This window comes from Bradyrhizobium sp. LTSP885, from assembly GCF_000938305.1.
Lineage (GTDB): Bacteria > Pseudomonadota > Alphaproteobacteria > Rhizobiales > Xanthobacteraceae > Bradyrhizobium.
On sequence record NZ_JYMT01000025.1, the window covers coordinates 1 to 14,439 of the forward strand.

A 14,439-nucleotide genomic window follows, 5' to 3' on the forward strand; every position below is an offset into this window, starting at 1 on the left:
GCGGCGTGGCGGGGCGCGGACGCGACGATGCGCCGGGCGCTGAATTCGCCTCCGGCGGGCGGGCAGCATTGGCGCGGCGGAAGGCATCGCCGCCACGCGCGGCGCCGCCGCTCGAACGGGACTCGCGGGCACGCTGGGCGGCCTCAGACTCGACCTTGCGGACGGCCTCTTCCAGCGACAGCCGTTCGCGGGTGATCTCGGATTCGGAGAGTGGCGGCTGCACGCTGCGCAGCTGCTGGATCAGCGCCGCCCGCGCCCGCTCATAGAGCGCGCGGCGGCTCTCGCCGGGGGCGTTGGGATCCAGTCCGGCAATGGCACGGGCGATCAGCGGGTAGTAGTCAGCCATTTCCACACAATTGGTGGGATATAGGTAATATCCCGTTAAGCTTCGAACGGATTCTGTACCAGAATAGTATCCTCACGTTCCGGGCTGGTGGACAACAGGGCGATCGGGCACCCCACCAGCTCCTCGACCCGGCGGACATATTTGATGGCCTGGGCCGGCAGGGCCGCCCAGGACCGCGCATTGGCGGTCGGCTCCTTCCAGCCCTCGATGGTTTCGTAGATCGGCTCCAGGCGGGCCTGCGCGCCCTCGCCGGCCGGCAGATGGTCGATCTCCTTGCCGTCAAGCTTGTAGCCGATGCAGACCTCGATCGAGTCGAAGCCGTCGAGGATATCGAGCTTGGTCAGCGCCAGCCCGGCGATCCCGCAGGTCCGGACCGTCTGTCGCACCAGCATGGCGTCGAACCAGCCGACCCGCCGCTTGCGCCCGGTGTTGACGCCGAACTCCTTGCCGCGGCGACCGATCTCCTCGCCGATCTCGTTATGCAATTCGGTCGGGAACGGGCCGAGGCCGACGCGGGTGGTGTAGGCCTTGCAGATGCCGAGCACATAGCCGACCGCGCCCGGGCCCATGCCGGTGCCGGTCGCGGCCTGCCCCGCCACCGTGTTCGACGACGTCACATAGGGATAGGTGCCGTGGTCGACGTCGAGCAACGCGCCCTGCGCGCCCTCGAACAGGATCCGCTTGCCCTCGCGGCGCTTGATATCCAGCAGCCGCCACACCGTCTCGGCATAGGGCAGGAGTTTCGGCGCGAACGCGGTCAGCTCGGCGAGAATCCCCTTGCCGTCGATCTCTTCCAGATTGAGGCCACGGCGCAGCGCATTGTGATGGGCCAAAAGCCGCTCGATCTTGTGCGGCAGCGTGTCGAGGTCGGCGAGGTCCATCAGGCGGATGGCGCGGCGGCCGACCTTGTCCTCATAGGCCGGTCCGATGCCGCGGCGGGTGGTGCCGATCGCGGTGACCGCGTTACCGGATTCGCGCAAGCTATCGAGCTCGCGATGCAGCGGCAGGATCAGCGTGACATTCTCGGCGATGCGCAGATTGTCCGGGCCGACGGCGACGCCCTGCCCCTTCAGTTTCGCCACTTCGTCGAGGAAGGCCTGCGGATCGAACACCACGCCGTTGCCGATCACCGCGAGCTTGTTCGGGCGCAGCACGCCGGATGGCAGCAGCGCCAGCTTGTAGGTCACGCCATTGATTACCAGCGTATGGCCGGCATTGTGGCCGCCCTGGAAGCGCACGACGATGTCGGCCTGTTCCGACAGCCAGTCGACGATCTTGCCCTTCCCCTCGTCGCCCCATTGGGCGCCGACGACGACAACATTGGCCATTTCGAAGCTATTCCCTTCAGGTGTTTCTCAGACCACGATCGCGGCAAAAACGCGTCCGCCCACAGCGATCATGCGTTGGTGTGCCCAGCCCAAAGCACGGCCTGAGGGCCGTTCGCACGCAAGGCGTCTAACCGGATAAAGGAAGCGGGTCGGCTGCGCAAGCAAGAAGGGCGCGCTTTACGCCTTTTGGACAGGCTCCAACCCTTTGATATCCCCTGAAAATCCGGAAGGACCCAAGCCTGCGCGAGGCAGCAGCGAATTTAATGTTGGCGCCACCGCGACAGGCCGCGCAAGCGGTTGATCGCGGCTGCCGTTGCGGCAATCATCCACCAATATTAACCGGCTCGATCCATGCCCAATTCCACGCCTGCGACCATCGCCCTGCGGAAGCTTGGCATCGCCTTCAAGCTCCACACCTATGTCTACGATTCGAATGCTGAAAGTATCGGGCTGCAGGCCGCCGAAGCGCTTGGCGTCGAACCGAACCGGGTGCTGAAGACGCTGATGGCCGAGGTCGACGGCAAGCCGGTCTGCGCCGTGGTGCCGGCGGACTGCGAGGTCAGCATGAAGAAGCTTGCTTCGGTGATGGACGGCAAGTCCGCGAAGATGATGCGCCCGGCCGACGCCGAGCGGCTGACCGGCTACCATGTCGGCGGCATCAGCCCGTTCGGCCAGAAGAAGCGGGTGCCGACTGCGATCGACGAGTCCGCGCTCACCCATGTCACCGTGTTCGTCAATGGCGGCCAGCGCGGCCTGCAGATCGAGATCGATCCGAACGACGCCGCCCTCGCGGCAGGCGCGAAGATGCAGGCGGTGACGGCGTCGCACGAGTGACTGAGGTCACGGCTGCTTCCGCGCCCACAGCATCGCCTCGACGATCGCCTCGCGGAGTTTCGGCCGATCGTCCTCCAGACATTCGGCGAGGGCGAGGACGGCATTGGCCCGCGCGGCGAAGCGCTCGCGCCTGCCTCGGCTTCGGCGGCCGGCGCGGCGTCCTCGAATTTCACCGGGGTTTCGCCTTTGGTCGCGAGATCGGCGATGAGCGGGAAGGCTTCGATACAGGTCGGGGCAACAAATTCGGCCGGGGCTCGCCTCATATTTCACCCCTTAATTGCAATTATAAGTATCTCTACAATAATATGTGGTCCGGGTAAATTGATTTGAGACCGACGGGGGCCTGCTTCGTGCGCCGGACCCGGTCACGGATCGGGTTCGCGCCCCTGCGGCATCGTCCTTGCCGGCCGGTTCCACCGGACCAGTCCGCAAGCGGGAGTTGCGCATGGTCGCGATGCGTCCTCTCCCATTGATAGCGCGTCGGATTCCGTGTCTGTGAGAAGCGCCGGGCATGTCATTCAGGCCCGGTGATTGCTCGCCGGGCGGGCCGCGGCGTCGTGAACCCGGTCCATCGCATGTCTGCTTCCGAATCCGCGACAACGCCTGCATCCAGCTCCTGGATCGCCAACCAGCCCTATCTGCTGCTCTGCATCACCGCGATCTGCTGGGCCGGCAATGCGATCGTCGGCCGGCTCGCCGCGGGCCACATTCCGCCGGTGACGCTGTCATTCCTGCGCTGGACCGCGGCGTTCCTGATCATCCTGCCGTTTGCCTGGAAGCATTTGGCGCGCGACTGGGGCGTGATCCGCAAAAATCTCGGCGTCATGATCATGCTGTCGGTCACCGGCATCAGCGCCTTCAACACGCTGCAATACTGGGCGCTCGAGCACACCCAGGCGCTGAACACGCTGCTGCTGCAATCGGCGGCGCCTTTGGTGGTCGCGGTGTGGTCGCTGATCCTGCTCGGCGTGCGGCTGACGGTGGCGCAGGCGCTCGGCGTCCTGCTATCGCTCTGCGGCGTGCTGGTGATCCTGCTGCATGGCGATCTCACCACGCTGTCGAAGATCGAGTTCAACAAGGGCGATCTGATCTTCATCGTCGCGCTGGTGATCTTCGCGCTGTACTCGGTGCTGACGCTGAAGCGGCCGAAGATCCACGGACTGTCAGTCGCCGGCTTCACCTTCGGCTGCGGCGCGCTGATGCTGATGCCGTTCTTCATCTGGGAGCTCACTACGCGCCCGATCATGGAGATCAACACCGCCAATCTGCTGTCGCTGTTCTATGTCGCGGTGTTCCCCTCGACGCTGGCTTATCTTTGCTTCAACCGCGGCATCCAGCTGATCGGCGCCAACCGCGCCGCGCCGTTCTTCCACGTGGTTCCGGTGTTCGGCACCGTGATGTCGATCGTGTTCCTCGGCGAGCATCCGCAGGCGTTCCACTTCATCGGCTTTGGGCTGGTGCTGGCCGGCGTCTTCGCAGCGTCGCGGAAGCAGGCGGCGTGACGCTTTCTTTTCCTTCTCCCCGTTCTTACGGGGAGAAGGCTAGGATGAGGGGCTCGTTCCGCGGAGACGGTGAGAGACGGACGCTCGGAGACTCCCCCTCACCGGGATCGCATTCCGCTGCGCTGCATGCGTTCCGGCCTCTCCCCGCAAGCGGGGCGAGGCAAAGAAGGCCGCGGTGACTAGCCGCTCGAAATCCGCTATCTCTAGAGACTGCTTCGCGAATGGACCCGGAACGAGATGGCGCGCGCCAGCAATGTGATGATCGGCACCCTGACGCTGGCCCTGATCGCGGGCTCGCTCGGCGGCTGGCTGGGCTATCAGCGCTATGCCGGCATCAAGCGCCAGGTGCCGTTCCGCGTCATCTTCGAGGGCTCGGCCTCGGGCTTGCGCCGCGGCGGCAGCGTGAACTTCGCCGGCGTGCGGATCGGCGAGGTGGTGTCGATCAGGCTGGACCATCACCGCGTGGTCGCGATGACCCGGATCGAGAACAACGCGCCGATCAGGAAGGACACCGAAGTCGGCCTCGAATTCCAGGGCCTGACCGGCATCGCCGCGATCTCGTTCACCGGCGGCTCCGACGACGCCCCACCGCCACCGCCCGGCGCCGACGGCATTCCGGAACTGACCGCCGATCCCGAAGGCACGATGGGCGTGTCGGAGAAGCTGCGCCGGGCGTTGCGCAATGTCGACCGCGTCATCGTCGAGAACGAGGGTGCGGTCAAGGACACGCTGCGCGGCTTCGAGAACTTCACCAACTCGCTGTCAGGCAATGGCGAAATGATCTCCGGCTTCATCGATGCCGCCGAGGCCGACGTCAACACCGTTGACGCCAAGATGACGGCGGCGGACAAATTCCTCAAAAATCTCGGCAGCGACAAATATGGCGGCGAGTTGCTGCCGACCGTGATCTCGCTGCGCGAACTGATCGAAAGTTTTGACAAGAAGTCCGGCGCCGTGATCGCCGACACCCGCAAGACGCTCATTGACGTCAGCCAGTCGGTCAACGCGTTCAACGAGAAAATTGTCGGCGCCCGCAAGCGCTGACGTAACTGACCAATCAAGAACAACGGAACCACCGCCGTGCACGACCGGATCGCCGCGCCCTCCCCGCCACCCACCACCGTCACCCGCGCGACCAGCGCCGTGCCCCGGCGTCTGCAGCGCTATCTCACGCTCGATGATTTCGAGCCGCAAGCGCGGCGGATGCTGCCGAAATTCCTCTATGGCTACGTCTCGGGCGGCGCCGAGACCGATACGGCGCGCACCGACAACCGCAGGGCGTTCGACGAATACGGCTTCGTGCCGCGTGTCCTGAACGACGTCTCCGGCCGCGACCAGTCCACGACCCTGTTCGGCAAGACCTACGCCTCGCCGTTCGGCATTCCGCCGATGGGTTCAGCCGCGCTCGTCGCCTATCGCGGTGACATCGTGCTGGCCCGCGCAGCGTCCGCGGCCGACGTACCGATGATCCTGTCGGCGTCGTCGCTGATCACACTGGAGGACGTCCGCGCCGCTAACGCGGATGCCTGGTACCAGGCCTATCTCGCCGGCGACGACGCGCGGATCGAGCCGCTGGTCGATCGCGTCGCGGCCGCCGGCTACGACACCTTCGTCGTCACCGCCGACGTGCCGGTGCCGCCGAACCGCGAGAACAACATCCGCAACGGCTTTCAGGTGCCGCTCGCGATCACGCCGCGGGTGCTCTGGGACACCATCAGCCATCCCGACTGGCTGCTCAACACATGGGCGCGGACGCTGGTCAACCACGGCATGCCGCGTTTCGAGAACATGGACGCCAAGCGGGGCCCGCCGGTGCTCGCCAAGAACCTGATGCGCAACATCGGCAACCGCGACCAGCTGGCCTGGAAGCATGTCGAGCTGATCCGCAAGCGCTGGCCCGGCAAGCTCGTAGTCAAGGGGCTGATCTCGCCCGAAGATGCACGGCTGGCGCGCGAGCATGGCTGCGACGGCGTGATGGTCTCCAACCATGGCGGCCGCCAGCTCGACTACACCGTCTCCGGCTTGCGCATGCTGCCAGAGATCGCGGCGCAGAAGGGCGGTATGACCGTGATGGTGGACGGCGGCATCCGCCGCGGCACTGATGTGATCAAGGCCTTGGCGCTCGGCGCCGACTTCGTCTGGGTCGGCCGTCCCCTCCTCTATGCCGCCGTGGTCGCGGGCGAAGCCGGCGTATCGCGCGCGATCTCGCTGCTGCACGCCGAGATCGACCGCGATCTCGCGCTACTCGGCATCCGCAGCCTCAAGGAGATCACGCCGGAGCTGGTGCGGAAGTTTTGAGGCTCAGGCGTAGCGCGCCGCGCCCATGCAGAGCGCCGTGACGGCCAGCAATCCGGCCGCCACGCGCTGCGCGATTGCGAGCCGCGAGCGCGCCGCTGAATCGTCGGCCGCGCTGTTGCGCAACTGCCTGATAGCGCCGCCGCCGACGATGATCTGCACTGCCACGGCAAACAGCGCGGCGATCGCACCGGCCGCCAAAATCATCTCGGACAGCGCGAACGAACCCTCGTGAACCATGTGCCAGAGCGTGGCGCCGGTCACGATCGCCACCGTCGCGGCGCCGATCTGCGGCACCAGCAGCTTTTCGCCGCCGAGGCCGCCGGTGCGGGCCAAAGTGAAGCTGGAACCGGCCCAAAACACCGATGACAGGACGTGAAGGGACAGGGCTATGATAAGGGCGGTCTGCATCGCGTCGCTCCGAAATCAGATTTGGATATTAGATATACAATATGTATAATCAATTTGTCGAAAGGGCAAGGGGATGCCTCCGCGCAGCTATGTGAGCTCGGTGCGCAACGCCGCCGCCGCCGAAACCCGCGACCGGGTGATCGAGGCGGCGTCGCGCACGCTGCGCGAGGGCGAGAGCATCGCGCGGTTCTCGCTGGATACGGTGGCGAAGGCGGCCGGCGTGACGCGGCTGACGGTCTACAACCAGTTCGGCTCGCGGCGCGGGCTGCTGGAGGCCGTGTTCGACGAGATCGCGCTGGCCGGCGGCCTGCACCAGATCGCCGACATCATGACGATGAGCGATCCGCGCGCCGCGCTCGATCGCATGGTCGAGGTCTTCTGCGGATTCTGGAGCCGCGATTCGGCGGTCGGCCGGCTGCACGACGCAATGGCGACCGATCCTGATTTCGCCGAGGCCGTGCGCGAACGCAACGAGCGCCGCCGCAAGGGCCTCACTGTCCTGATCGGCCGCATCGCGGGCCAGGACGCGCCAGCTCAGGCTCGCAAGGACGCGGTCGATCTGATCTTCGCGCTGACGAGCTATCCGACGTTTGCGTCGCTGAGCGTGGGGCGGTCGAGGGATGAGGTGTGCCGGTTGGTGCAGGAAGCCTCTCACGCGGCGCTGGCGCCGCTGTCAAATCCGTCATCCTGAGCCCCTGCGAGTTCATATCCAACCGTCATTGCGAGGAGCGGCAGCGACGTGGTTAGAGCTGCGCTCCGCCCCTCACACACCCCCGAACTTGCTGTAGGCCTCGCGCGTCGCGATGATCACGTGCTCGTCGCAGCCGTTGCGGCGGTGCGGATCGCACAACGTCTCGTACTCGGCCGAGGTCATCATGTCGATGAAGGCCGCGACGCTGGGGTAATAGACCAGCGCGAGGTAGTCCCATTGCTGCCCGGCCGGCTCGCCCAGCGCCACCCTCTGGGCGTTGCCGGTCCACAGCAGCGTGCCGCCGCGCGCCTTGATCATGGGGACGGTGAGTGCGCTGTAGCGCAAATAGGCATCCCAGCCCGAGCCGTCGCCGTCGAGCGATCGGGCGCGAAACCGCATCAGATTGACCATCACGACCGGCGCCGCGCCGTCCAGTTCGCTCAGGCCTTTGACGTTCAAGAGATCGACGCCCATCAATAGCTCCCACCAAGACCGAACCGGGGCCGCGGTCCGGCCGCAAAGATTATGTCACATGGCGGGGCTACCCTGAAATGCGCGCAGGGCTCAAGCTTCCATGCCGACGCGCGACCCCGGAGGTCAAGGCCGTGATGACCCTTCCCGAACTTGCGGCCGACGCGCTCGGCAAATTCCTCGGCGAGTACATGCAGCGCCGGTTCGGCGCCGCGCAGTCCCACCTCGTCGAGACGGTGCCCTCGATCGCGCGGATCGCAATCGAATGCATCGGCAACAGCGACGCGCTGTATCACAATGTCGAGCACACCATGCTCGTGACCTTGGCCGGCCACGACATCCTGCGCGGACGCGCGCTGCACGCGCACATGACCGCGGAGGACTATGCCCATGTCATCATCGCCTGCCTGACCCACGACATCGGCTATGTGCGCGGGCTGTTCGACGCCGACGACAAGGATGGCTATCTGGTCGATCGCGATGGACGCAAGGTCGCACTGCCGCGCGGCGCGTCGGACGCCGCACTGCTGCCCTATCACGTCGACCGCTCCAAGATGTTCGTGATGGAGCGGATCAAGGGCATCGCGCAGCTCGACAGCGACCGCATCGCGCGCGCCATCGAAGGCACGCGATTCCCGGACAGCGTCCCCGGCGAGAACGCAGCGTTCGACGACGAGGCAGCCCTGCTGCGCGCCGCCGATTTGATCGGCCAGCTCGGAGATCCCCATTACATCCGCAAGGCCAATGCGCTGTATCATGAGTTCGAGGAGGCCGGGCTGAACCGCCAGCTCGGCTACGATTCGCCGGCCGACATCGTCAACCTGTATCCCCAGTTCTACTGGAACAGCGTCGCGCCGCATGTGCAGACGGCGATTCGCCACCTCGACATCACCTCCAGCGGCCGGCAATGGACCGCCAATCTCTACGGCAACGTGTTCCGCGCCGAACGCGAGATCTCGCTGTCGGGGCCGCAGAAATAGACGGGGCATGCGGGGCGCGGGCCGATGCCCCGAGTGACCGTGTCATACCCCGGTATCCAGTACGCCGCGGCCTCTCAAATTATTGCTGGCGTCTCTGGAATACTGGATCACCCGCGCATCGGGTGATGACATCGGTGACTGTCGCCGCGCATGGCACCAATCCGCTCTTTCGTCTTGTCGCAGCAACAGATTCGGGCACAACATCCGGCAACAATGACCGACCTTCGCGCTTTGCCCGCACCTGCCGCACCCACGCATCGCTCGCCGCTGCACTGGCTCAACAACCAGCCTTATCTGCTGCTCAGCCTGACATCGCTGTTCTGGGCCGCCAACATCGTGCTGGCGCGGCATGTCGGCAGCCATGTGCCGCCGATCACATTGACCACGATCCGCTGGTTCGGCGTGTTCCTGATCCTGCTGCCGTTTGCCTGGCCGCATCTGAAACAGGACTGGCCGAAGCTGCGCAGCGCGCTGCCGCTGATGCTGCTGTTGTCAGCGGTCGGTTTCGCATTCAATAACGCGATCTCCTACTGGGCGATGCAATATACCGAGGCGCTGAATGCGCTGTTGATCCAGTCGGCGGGCCCGCTGTTCGTGGCGCTGTGGTCGCTGGTCCTGTTCGGCGTGCGGCTGACGCCGGCGCAACTTGCCGGCATCGCGATCTCGCTGGCCGGCGTGCTCACCATCATCCTGCGCGGCGATATCTCGGCACTCGCCAGCATCAGCTTCAACAAGGGTGACATCATGTTCGGCGCCTCGCTGGTGTCGTTCGGGCTCTATTCGGCGCTGATCCCGCGGCGGCCGAGGATCCACCAGCTCTCGCTGATCTCGTTCACCACCTGCTGCGGCGCGCTGATGCTGCTGCCGGCCGCGATCTGGGAATTCTCCGCCGGCGTGCGGCTGCAATTCGACGGTCTGACCATGGCCACGCTGGGCTTTGTGCTGATCTTCCCCTCGACGCTGGCCTATCTCTTTTTCAACCGCGGCGTCGCGCTGATCGGACCGAACCGCGCCGCGCCGTTCTTCCATCTGGTACCGGTGTTCGGCTCGGCGATGGCGATCCTGCTGCTCGGCGAACAGCTCGCGCCGTATCATTTGATCGGCTACGCACTGGTGCTCGCCGGCGTCGTGATCGCCTCGCGGCAGGGATCGGCGAAGCGGTAGCCGCCCCGTCTAATCTCGTCATTGCGAGGAGCTCGCGACAAAATTGCAGAGCAATTTTGCGCTGAAGCGACGAAGCAATCCATCCCTCCGCAAGTGGAGAGATGGATTGCTTCGCGGAGCCTGTCATCGGGCGCGCATTCGCGCGACCCGTTGGCTCGCAATGACGCAATACGTGAAAACCTACGCCACGCGGACCTTCTGCAGGAACTCGTCGACCGCGTTGCGCAGCATGCCGGACTGGGTGTCGAGCTCGCGGGCGTTCGACAGCACGTCTCCCGCCGCGGTGCCGGTGGCGGCGGCCGCGGTGGTGACGCCGCCGATATGGGCCGAGATCTCGCTGGAGCCGGCCGCGACCTGCTGGATGTTGCGCGCGATCTCGCGGGTTGCGTCGCCCTGCTGGTCGATCGCGGTCGAGATCGAGGAGGTGATCTCGCTCATCTGCGCGATGGTCTCGGTGATGCCGCCGATCGAGGCCACCGCCTCGCCGGTGGACGCCTGCATCGCCGCGACCTGCGCCGAGATTTCCTCAGTCGCCTTCGCGGTCTGGTTGGCGAGCGCCTTCACTTCGGACGCGACGACAGCGAAGCCGCGGCCGGATTCACCGGCGCGGGCGGCCTCGATGGTGGCGTTGAGCGCCAGCAGGTTGGTCTGGGCGGCGATCGAGTGAATCAGCTTGACCACCTCGCCGATCTTCTCGGCGCCAGTGGAGAGCGCCTGCACGGTCGCGTTGGTGCGCTCGGCATCGGCCACCGCCTTGCCGGCGACCTCGCTGGAGCGCGCCACCTGGCGCGCGATTTCGGCAACCGATGAGGAGAGCTCTTCGGCCGCGGCAGCAACCGTGCCGACATTGTTGGAGGCGCTGTCGGAGGCTGCACCAACCGTGGCAGCGCGTGCGCTGGCGTCGCTCGCGGTCGCGGTCATCGACTGCGCGGTGGTCTGCATACCGGCCGCAGCCGTCGCCACCGAGCGGACAATGCCGTTCACGCTGCGCTCGAAGTCGCTCGCGATGTTCTCCATCGCGCCACGGCGCTCGGCGCTGGCGCGGGCCTGGGTTTCGGCTTCAGCCTGTTCGAGACCGCGGATCCGGACCGCATTGTCCTTGAAGATCTGCACGGTCGACGCCATAGCGCCGACCTCATCGCCGCGACCGACGCCTGGAATCTCGCCGTCGAGCTTGCCGTCGGCGATGTCGCGCATGCGGTTGCCGAGCAGATTGAGCGGCCGGGAAATGCTGCGGCCAATCAGCCAGGCGACCGAGCTGGAGATGATGCCGAGGCCGAGGATGGCAAGCCCAAGCATCCAGGTGATCGGCCGCATCTTGGCGTCGATGTCCTCGAGATAGGCGCCGGTGCCGAGATACATGTCGAAGCCGGGGACCGCGACCGCATAGCCGAGCTTGCGGATCGGCGTTTCCTGGTTGGGTTTCACATATTCATAGAACAGCAGGATCTCGCCGTTGGCCTTGACGCCGTTCATCAGCTCCCAGGACAGCTTGCGGCCGTTGGTCACGACCTCCATCCGGTTGGTGCCGACCTGCTTCGGATCGGGCGCCAGCACGGTGGTGCCGTCATAGGACGTGCCGAACAAATAGCCGGAGCCATTGTCGTAAGTCATGGCGTTGGCGCGCTTGCCCAACTCGGCCAGCGCCGCCTCCTTGGTCAGCTTGCCGGCGTCGACATCCTTCTTCAGGCTTGTCGCGTAATTCCTGGCCATTTCGACCATGGCCTTGACCTGGTCGATGCGCGCATTGGTCATCTCGCGCTGCATCAGGTTGATCGCGAGGATGCCGGCGGCGCAAAGGCCAACGAGAGCCACCCCCACCAAGATGCCGAGCTTGGGGGTAATCTTCATATTTGACAGCTTCACGGGGATCTCCGGGAGATGGGGAACGCGGCGCGACGGGCGAATTGATAACCTTCAAAGTATTGATGACCCTCACGGTAACGTGAGACCTTTACCCGTTGGTTACGCTGCTACCCCGTAGAAGCCCGGAGGATCGGGCGGGAGACCAACCAGCAATTGTGGAGCGAGCCGCCCGGGTCGCGTAAAAGCATATGGGCGGCGGGTCGAGCCCGTGGCCCAAAGCGGCAAGACTCGGACAGCAACAAACAACAACAGAAGACCTCATCGGGAGCAGGCAATGTCGAAATTCAGGGTGGTCACGCCAAAAGGCGCGAGCTTCACGGTCGCCGGCGGCGGCTACGACTATGAGAAGGAGGCGCTCGACCCGATCGGCGCCGAGATTATCGAAGCCCCGGCCAACGAGGCCGAGTTCATCGCCGCGGCCAGGACCGCGGACGCGATCTACGCCAAGGGCATGCCGATCACCAAAGCGATCATCGACGCCCTCGAAAATTGCAAGGTGATCACGCTCGGCAGCGTCGGCGTCGACTCGGTCGACATCAAGGCCGCGACCGCCCGCGGCATCCCCGTCACCAACATCCCCGACACCTTCATCGAAGAGGTCGCCGACCACGCCATGATGCTGCTGCTGGCCGGCTTCCGCCGCCTGGTCGAGCAGGACAGGATGGTTCGCAGCGGCCGCTGGGCCGAGGGCCGCCCGGCGCTTTTGAAAATTCCCCGCCTGATGGGGCAGACGCTCGGCTTCATCTCGTTCGGCCGAGTCGCGCGCGCAGTGGCGAAACGCGCGGCGCCCTTTGGCCTGCGGATGATGGCCTACGATCCCTTCATCCAGGAGACGCTAATGTACGACCACGGCGTGATCCCCTCGACGTTGTCGGAGGTGCTGTCGCAGTCGGACTTCGTCTCGATGCATGCCCCGGCGCGGCCCGAGGTGCACCACATGCTGACCGAGAAGCATTTTCGCCAGATGAAAAAATCGGCTGTTTTCATCAACACCGGCCGCGGCGCCACCGTCGACGAGGAGGCGCTGATCAAGGCGCTGCAGGAGGGCTGGATCGCACACGCCGCACTCGACGTGCTGGAAAAGGAGCCACCGTCGCACAACAACCCGATGCTCGGGATGGACAATGTGACCTTGACCGCCCATGTCGCCTCGGCCTCGGCACGTTTCGACGAGGCGCGCAAGCGCCGCGTGGGCTACGAATTGTCACTAGTGCTGCAAGGCATGTGGCCGGTAAGCTGCGTCAACCCGTCGGTGCTGCAAGACACCGCGCTGCGCCGCTGGCAGCCCGTCAGCATGGATCGCGGTCCGAACAGCTAGACGGGTTCGCGTGACGAAAACGCGTCAAGGCTAGAGAACTCCTTCACTGGCGATCAACGCCGGGAAGGCCACAAAATAGGGAGGAAGTGATGAGGAACGACCTCACCCGTCGTGACGCGTTGGCGCTCGGCTTGTCCGCGGCGGCGCTGGCCACCACCGGTGCTGCAGCGCAGGATGCATCAAAAATAAAGGCCGCCGAGGTGGCGGCGCCGTCGCTGCCGATCGAAAAGGGCGCGTCCTTGCGCATGCTGCGCCCGGTGCGCTTCGTCCAGGCCGACGAAGACGTGTTCCGCGCCAACGCCAAGAAATTCACCGACAAGACCGGCGTCGAGGTCAAGGTCGACTTCGTCGGCTGGGAAGACATCAACCAGCAGACCGCGGTGACCTCGAACTCCGGCGCCGGCCCCGACATCATCTTGGCATCTGGCTCGCCTTCACCGACACCACGATCGGCCGGCGCGGCGTCTATGTCGGGCTGGAGAACTTCCAGTATCTGCTCAGCGATCCCCTGTGGTGGAACGCGGTGTTCTACAGCGTCTTCTACACCGGGGTCGCGACCTTTGGGAAATTCGCGCTCGGCTTCTGGCTGGCGCTGCTGCTCAACAACCATTTCCCGTTCAAGAGCCTGATCCGCGCCATCGTACTGTTGCCGTGGATCGTGCCGACGGTGCTGTCGGCGCTGGCGTTCTGGTGGATCTACGATCCGCAATTCTCGATAATCTCCTATCTGCTGGTCGACGTGCTGCACCTGCGCACCACGAATGTCGATTTCCTCGGCTCGCCATGGCCGGCGCGGTTCTCGCTGATCGCGGCCAATATCTGGCGCGGCATCCCGTTCGTGGCGATCTCGCTGCTGGCGGGATTGCAGACCATCTCGCCTTCGCTCTACGAGGCCGCGATGCTTGACGGCGCCACCGCCTGGCAGCGCTTCCGCTACATCACCTTCCCGATGATGATGCCGATACTCGCGATCGTGATGACGTTCTCGATCATCTTCACCTTCACCGACTTCCAGCTGGTCTACGCCATCACCCGCGGCGGCCCGGTCAACTCGACGCATTTGCTCGCCACGCTGGCGTTCCAGCGCGGCATCGCCGGCGGCGAGCTCGGCGAGGGTGCGGCGATCGCGGTGTCGATGATCCCGTTCCTCGTGTTCGCGACGTTGTTTTCCTACTTCGGTCTCGCGCGCCGCAAATGGCAGCAGGGGGAAGCCAATGACTGACGTCACCGCCT

General features: G+C 65.2%; 12 protein-coding genes and 3 pseudogenes. 10 read left to right on the top strand and 5 right to left on the bottom strand.

The window, feature by feature from the left end; translation table 11 throughout:
- Both UP09_RS16750 and UP09_RS16755 read right to left on the bottom strand, forming a co-directional pair.
- Positions 1-346: pseudogene (locus UP09_RS16750) on the bottom strand (hypothetical protein); the annotation flags it as partial.
- Between the two features lie 35 nt (positions 347-381).
- Positions 382-1,674, bottom strand: a complete 1,293-nt coding sequence (locus UP09_RS16755; protein WP_044539354.1) for an adenylosuccinate synthase — start codon at positions 1,672-1,674, stop codon at positions 382-384.
- 351 nt (positions 1,675-2,025) lie between these two features.
- Between UP09_RS16755 and ybaK the strand changes: the two genes are divergently transcribed.
- The 4 genes from ybaK (at position 2,026) to UP09_RS16775 (ending at position 6,308) form a co-directional block, all read left to right on the top strand.
- On the top strand, positions 2,026-2,508 hold the full coding sequence (gene ybaK, locus UP09_RS16760; RefSeq protein ID WP_044539355.1) for a Cys-tRNA(Pro) deacylase: 483 nt from the start codon (positions 2,026-2,028) through the stop codon (positions 2,506-2,508).
- Between the two features lie 575 nt (positions 2,509-3,083).
- Positions 3,084-4,010 (top strand): DMT family transporter, encoded by a 927-nt coding sequence (locus UP09_RS16765; protein WP_044539356.1) that lies wholly within the window; start codon positions 3,084-3,086, stop codon positions 4,008-4,010.
- Between the two features lie 237 nt (positions 4,011-4,247).
- The gene (locus UP09_RS16770; protein WP_044539357.1) at positions 4,248-5,054 is read left to right on the top strand and encodes an MlaD family protein; all 807 of its coding nucleotides are present in this window, start codon (positions 4,248-4,250) and stop codon (positions 5,052-5,054) included.
- A gap of 99 nt (positions 5,055-5,153) precedes the next feature.
- Positions 5,154-6,308 (top strand): alpha-hydroxy acid oxidase, encoded by a 1,155-nt coding sequence (locus UP09_RS16775; RefSeq protein ID WP_044539485.1) that lies wholly within the window; start codon positions 5,154-5,156, stop codon positions 6,306-6,308.
- A gap of 3 nt (positions 6,309-6,311) precedes the next feature.
- Here UP09_RS16775 and UP09_RS16780 read toward each other — a convergent pair whose 3' ends face one another.
- The gene (locus tag UP09_RS16780; protein WP_044539358.1) at positions 6,312-6,716 is read right to left on the bottom strand and encodes a hypothetical protein; all 405 of its coding nucleotides are present in this window, start codon (positions 6,714-6,716) and stop codon (positions 6,312-6,314) included.
- Positions 6,717-6,789: 73 nt separating this feature from the next.
- Between UP09_RS16780 and UP09_RS16785 the strand changes: the two genes are divergently transcribed.
- Positions 6,790-7,407, top strand: a complete 618-nt coding sequence (locus UP09_RS16785) for a TetR/AcrR family transcriptional regulator (protein WP_044539359.1) — start codon at positions 6,790-6,792, stop codon at positions 7,405-7,407.
- A 72-nt stretch (positions 7,408-7,479) separates the two neighbouring features.
- Here the strand turns inward: UP09_RS16785 and UP09_RS16790 are convergent, their stop codons facing one another.
- Positions 7,480-7,881 carry a DUF1330 domain-containing protein gene (locus UP09_RS16790; RefSeq protein WP_044539360.1) on the bottom strand — a complete coding sequence of 134 codons (402 nt, stop codon included), beginning with the start codon at positions 7,879-7,881 and terminating at the stop codon, positions 7,480-7,482.
- 131 nt (positions 7,882-8,012) lie between these two features.
- On the opposite strand from UP09_RS16790, the gene UP09_RS16795 reads away from it, so the two are divergent.
- A complete protein-coding gene (locus tag UP09_RS16795) occupies positions 8,013-8,858 on the top strand; it encodes a hypothetical protein (RefSeq protein WP_044539486.1) in 846 nt (281 codons plus the stop codon).
- Between the two features lie 213 nt (positions 8,859-9,071).
- Positions 9,072-10,022, top strand: a complete 951-nt coding sequence (locus UP09_RS16800; RefSeq protein ID WP_044539361.1) for a DMT family transporter — start codon at positions 9,072-9,074, stop codon at positions 10,020-10,022.
- A gap of 180 nt (positions 10,023-10,202) precedes the next feature.
- Here UP09_RS16800 and UP09_RS16805 read toward each other — a convergent pair whose 3' ends face one another.
- Positions 10,203-11,888, bottom strand: a complete 1,686-nt coding sequence (locus tag UP09_RS16805) for a methyl-accepting chemotaxis protein (RefSeq protein ID WP_044539362.1) — start codon at positions 11,886-11,888, stop codon at positions 10,203-10,205.
- Positions 11,889-12,162: 274 nt separating this feature from the next.
- On the opposite strand from UP09_RS16805, the gene UP09_RS16810 reads away from it, so the two are divergent.
- The 3 genes and pseudogenes from UP09_RS16810 to UP09_RS16820 form a co-directional block, all read left to right on the top strand.
- On the top strand, positions 12,163-13,206 hold the full coding sequence (locus tag UP09_RS16810; RefSeq protein ID WP_044539363.1) for a C-terminal binding protein: 1,044 nt from the start codon (positions 12,163-12,165) through the stop codon (positions 13,204-13,206).
- An 89-nt stretch (positions 13,207-13,295) separates the two neighbouring features.
- Positions 13,296-13,625: pseudogene (locus UP09_RS38850) on the top strand (ABC transporter substrate-binding protein); the annotation flags it as partial.
- Positions 13,622-14,428 (top strand): annotated as a pseudogene (locus tag UP09_RS16820) (carbohydrate ABC transporter permease); the annotation flags it as partial. The pseudogenes UP09_RS38850 and UP09_RS16820, both read left to right, overlap by 4 nt.
- Positions 14,429-14,439 lie beyond the last annotated feature (11 nt).

Coding starts and splice junctions, on each gene's coding strand:
- UP09_RS16755 (WP_044539354.1), bottom strand. CDS start 1,674: ATGGCCAATGTTGTCGTCGTCGGCGCCCAATGGGGCGACGAGGGGAAG.
- ybaK (WP_044539355.1), top strand. CDS start 2,026: ATGCCCAATTCCACGCCTGCGACCATCGCCCTGCGGAAGCTTGGCATC.
- UP09_RS16765 (WP_044539356.1), top strand. CDS start 3,084: ATGTCTGCTTCCGAATCCGCGACAACGCCTGCATCCAGCTCCTGGATC.
- UP09_RS16770 (WP_044539357.1), top strand. CDS start 4,248: ATGGCGCGCGCCAGCAATGTGATGATCGGCACCCTGACGCTGGCCCTG.
- UP09_RS16780 (WP_044539358.1), bottom strand. CDS start 6,716: ATGCAGACCGCCCTTATCATAGCCCTGTCCCTTCACGTCCTGTCATCG.
- UP09_RS16785 (WP_044539359.1), top strand. CDS start 6,790: ATGCCTCCGCGCAGCTATGTGAGCTCGGTGCGCAACGCCGCCGCCGCC.
- UP09_RS16790 (WP_044539360.1), bottom strand. CDS start 7,881: ATGGGCGTCGATCTCTTGAACGTCAAAGGCCTGAGCGAACTGGACGGC.
- UP09_RS16800 (WP_044539361.1), top strand. CDS start 9,072: ATGACCGACCTTCGCGCTTTGCCCGCACCTGCCGCACCCACGCATCGC.
- UP09_RS16810 (WP_044539363.1), top strand. CDS start 12,163: ATGTCGAAATTCAGGGTGGTCACGCCAAAAGGCGCGAGCTTCACGGTC.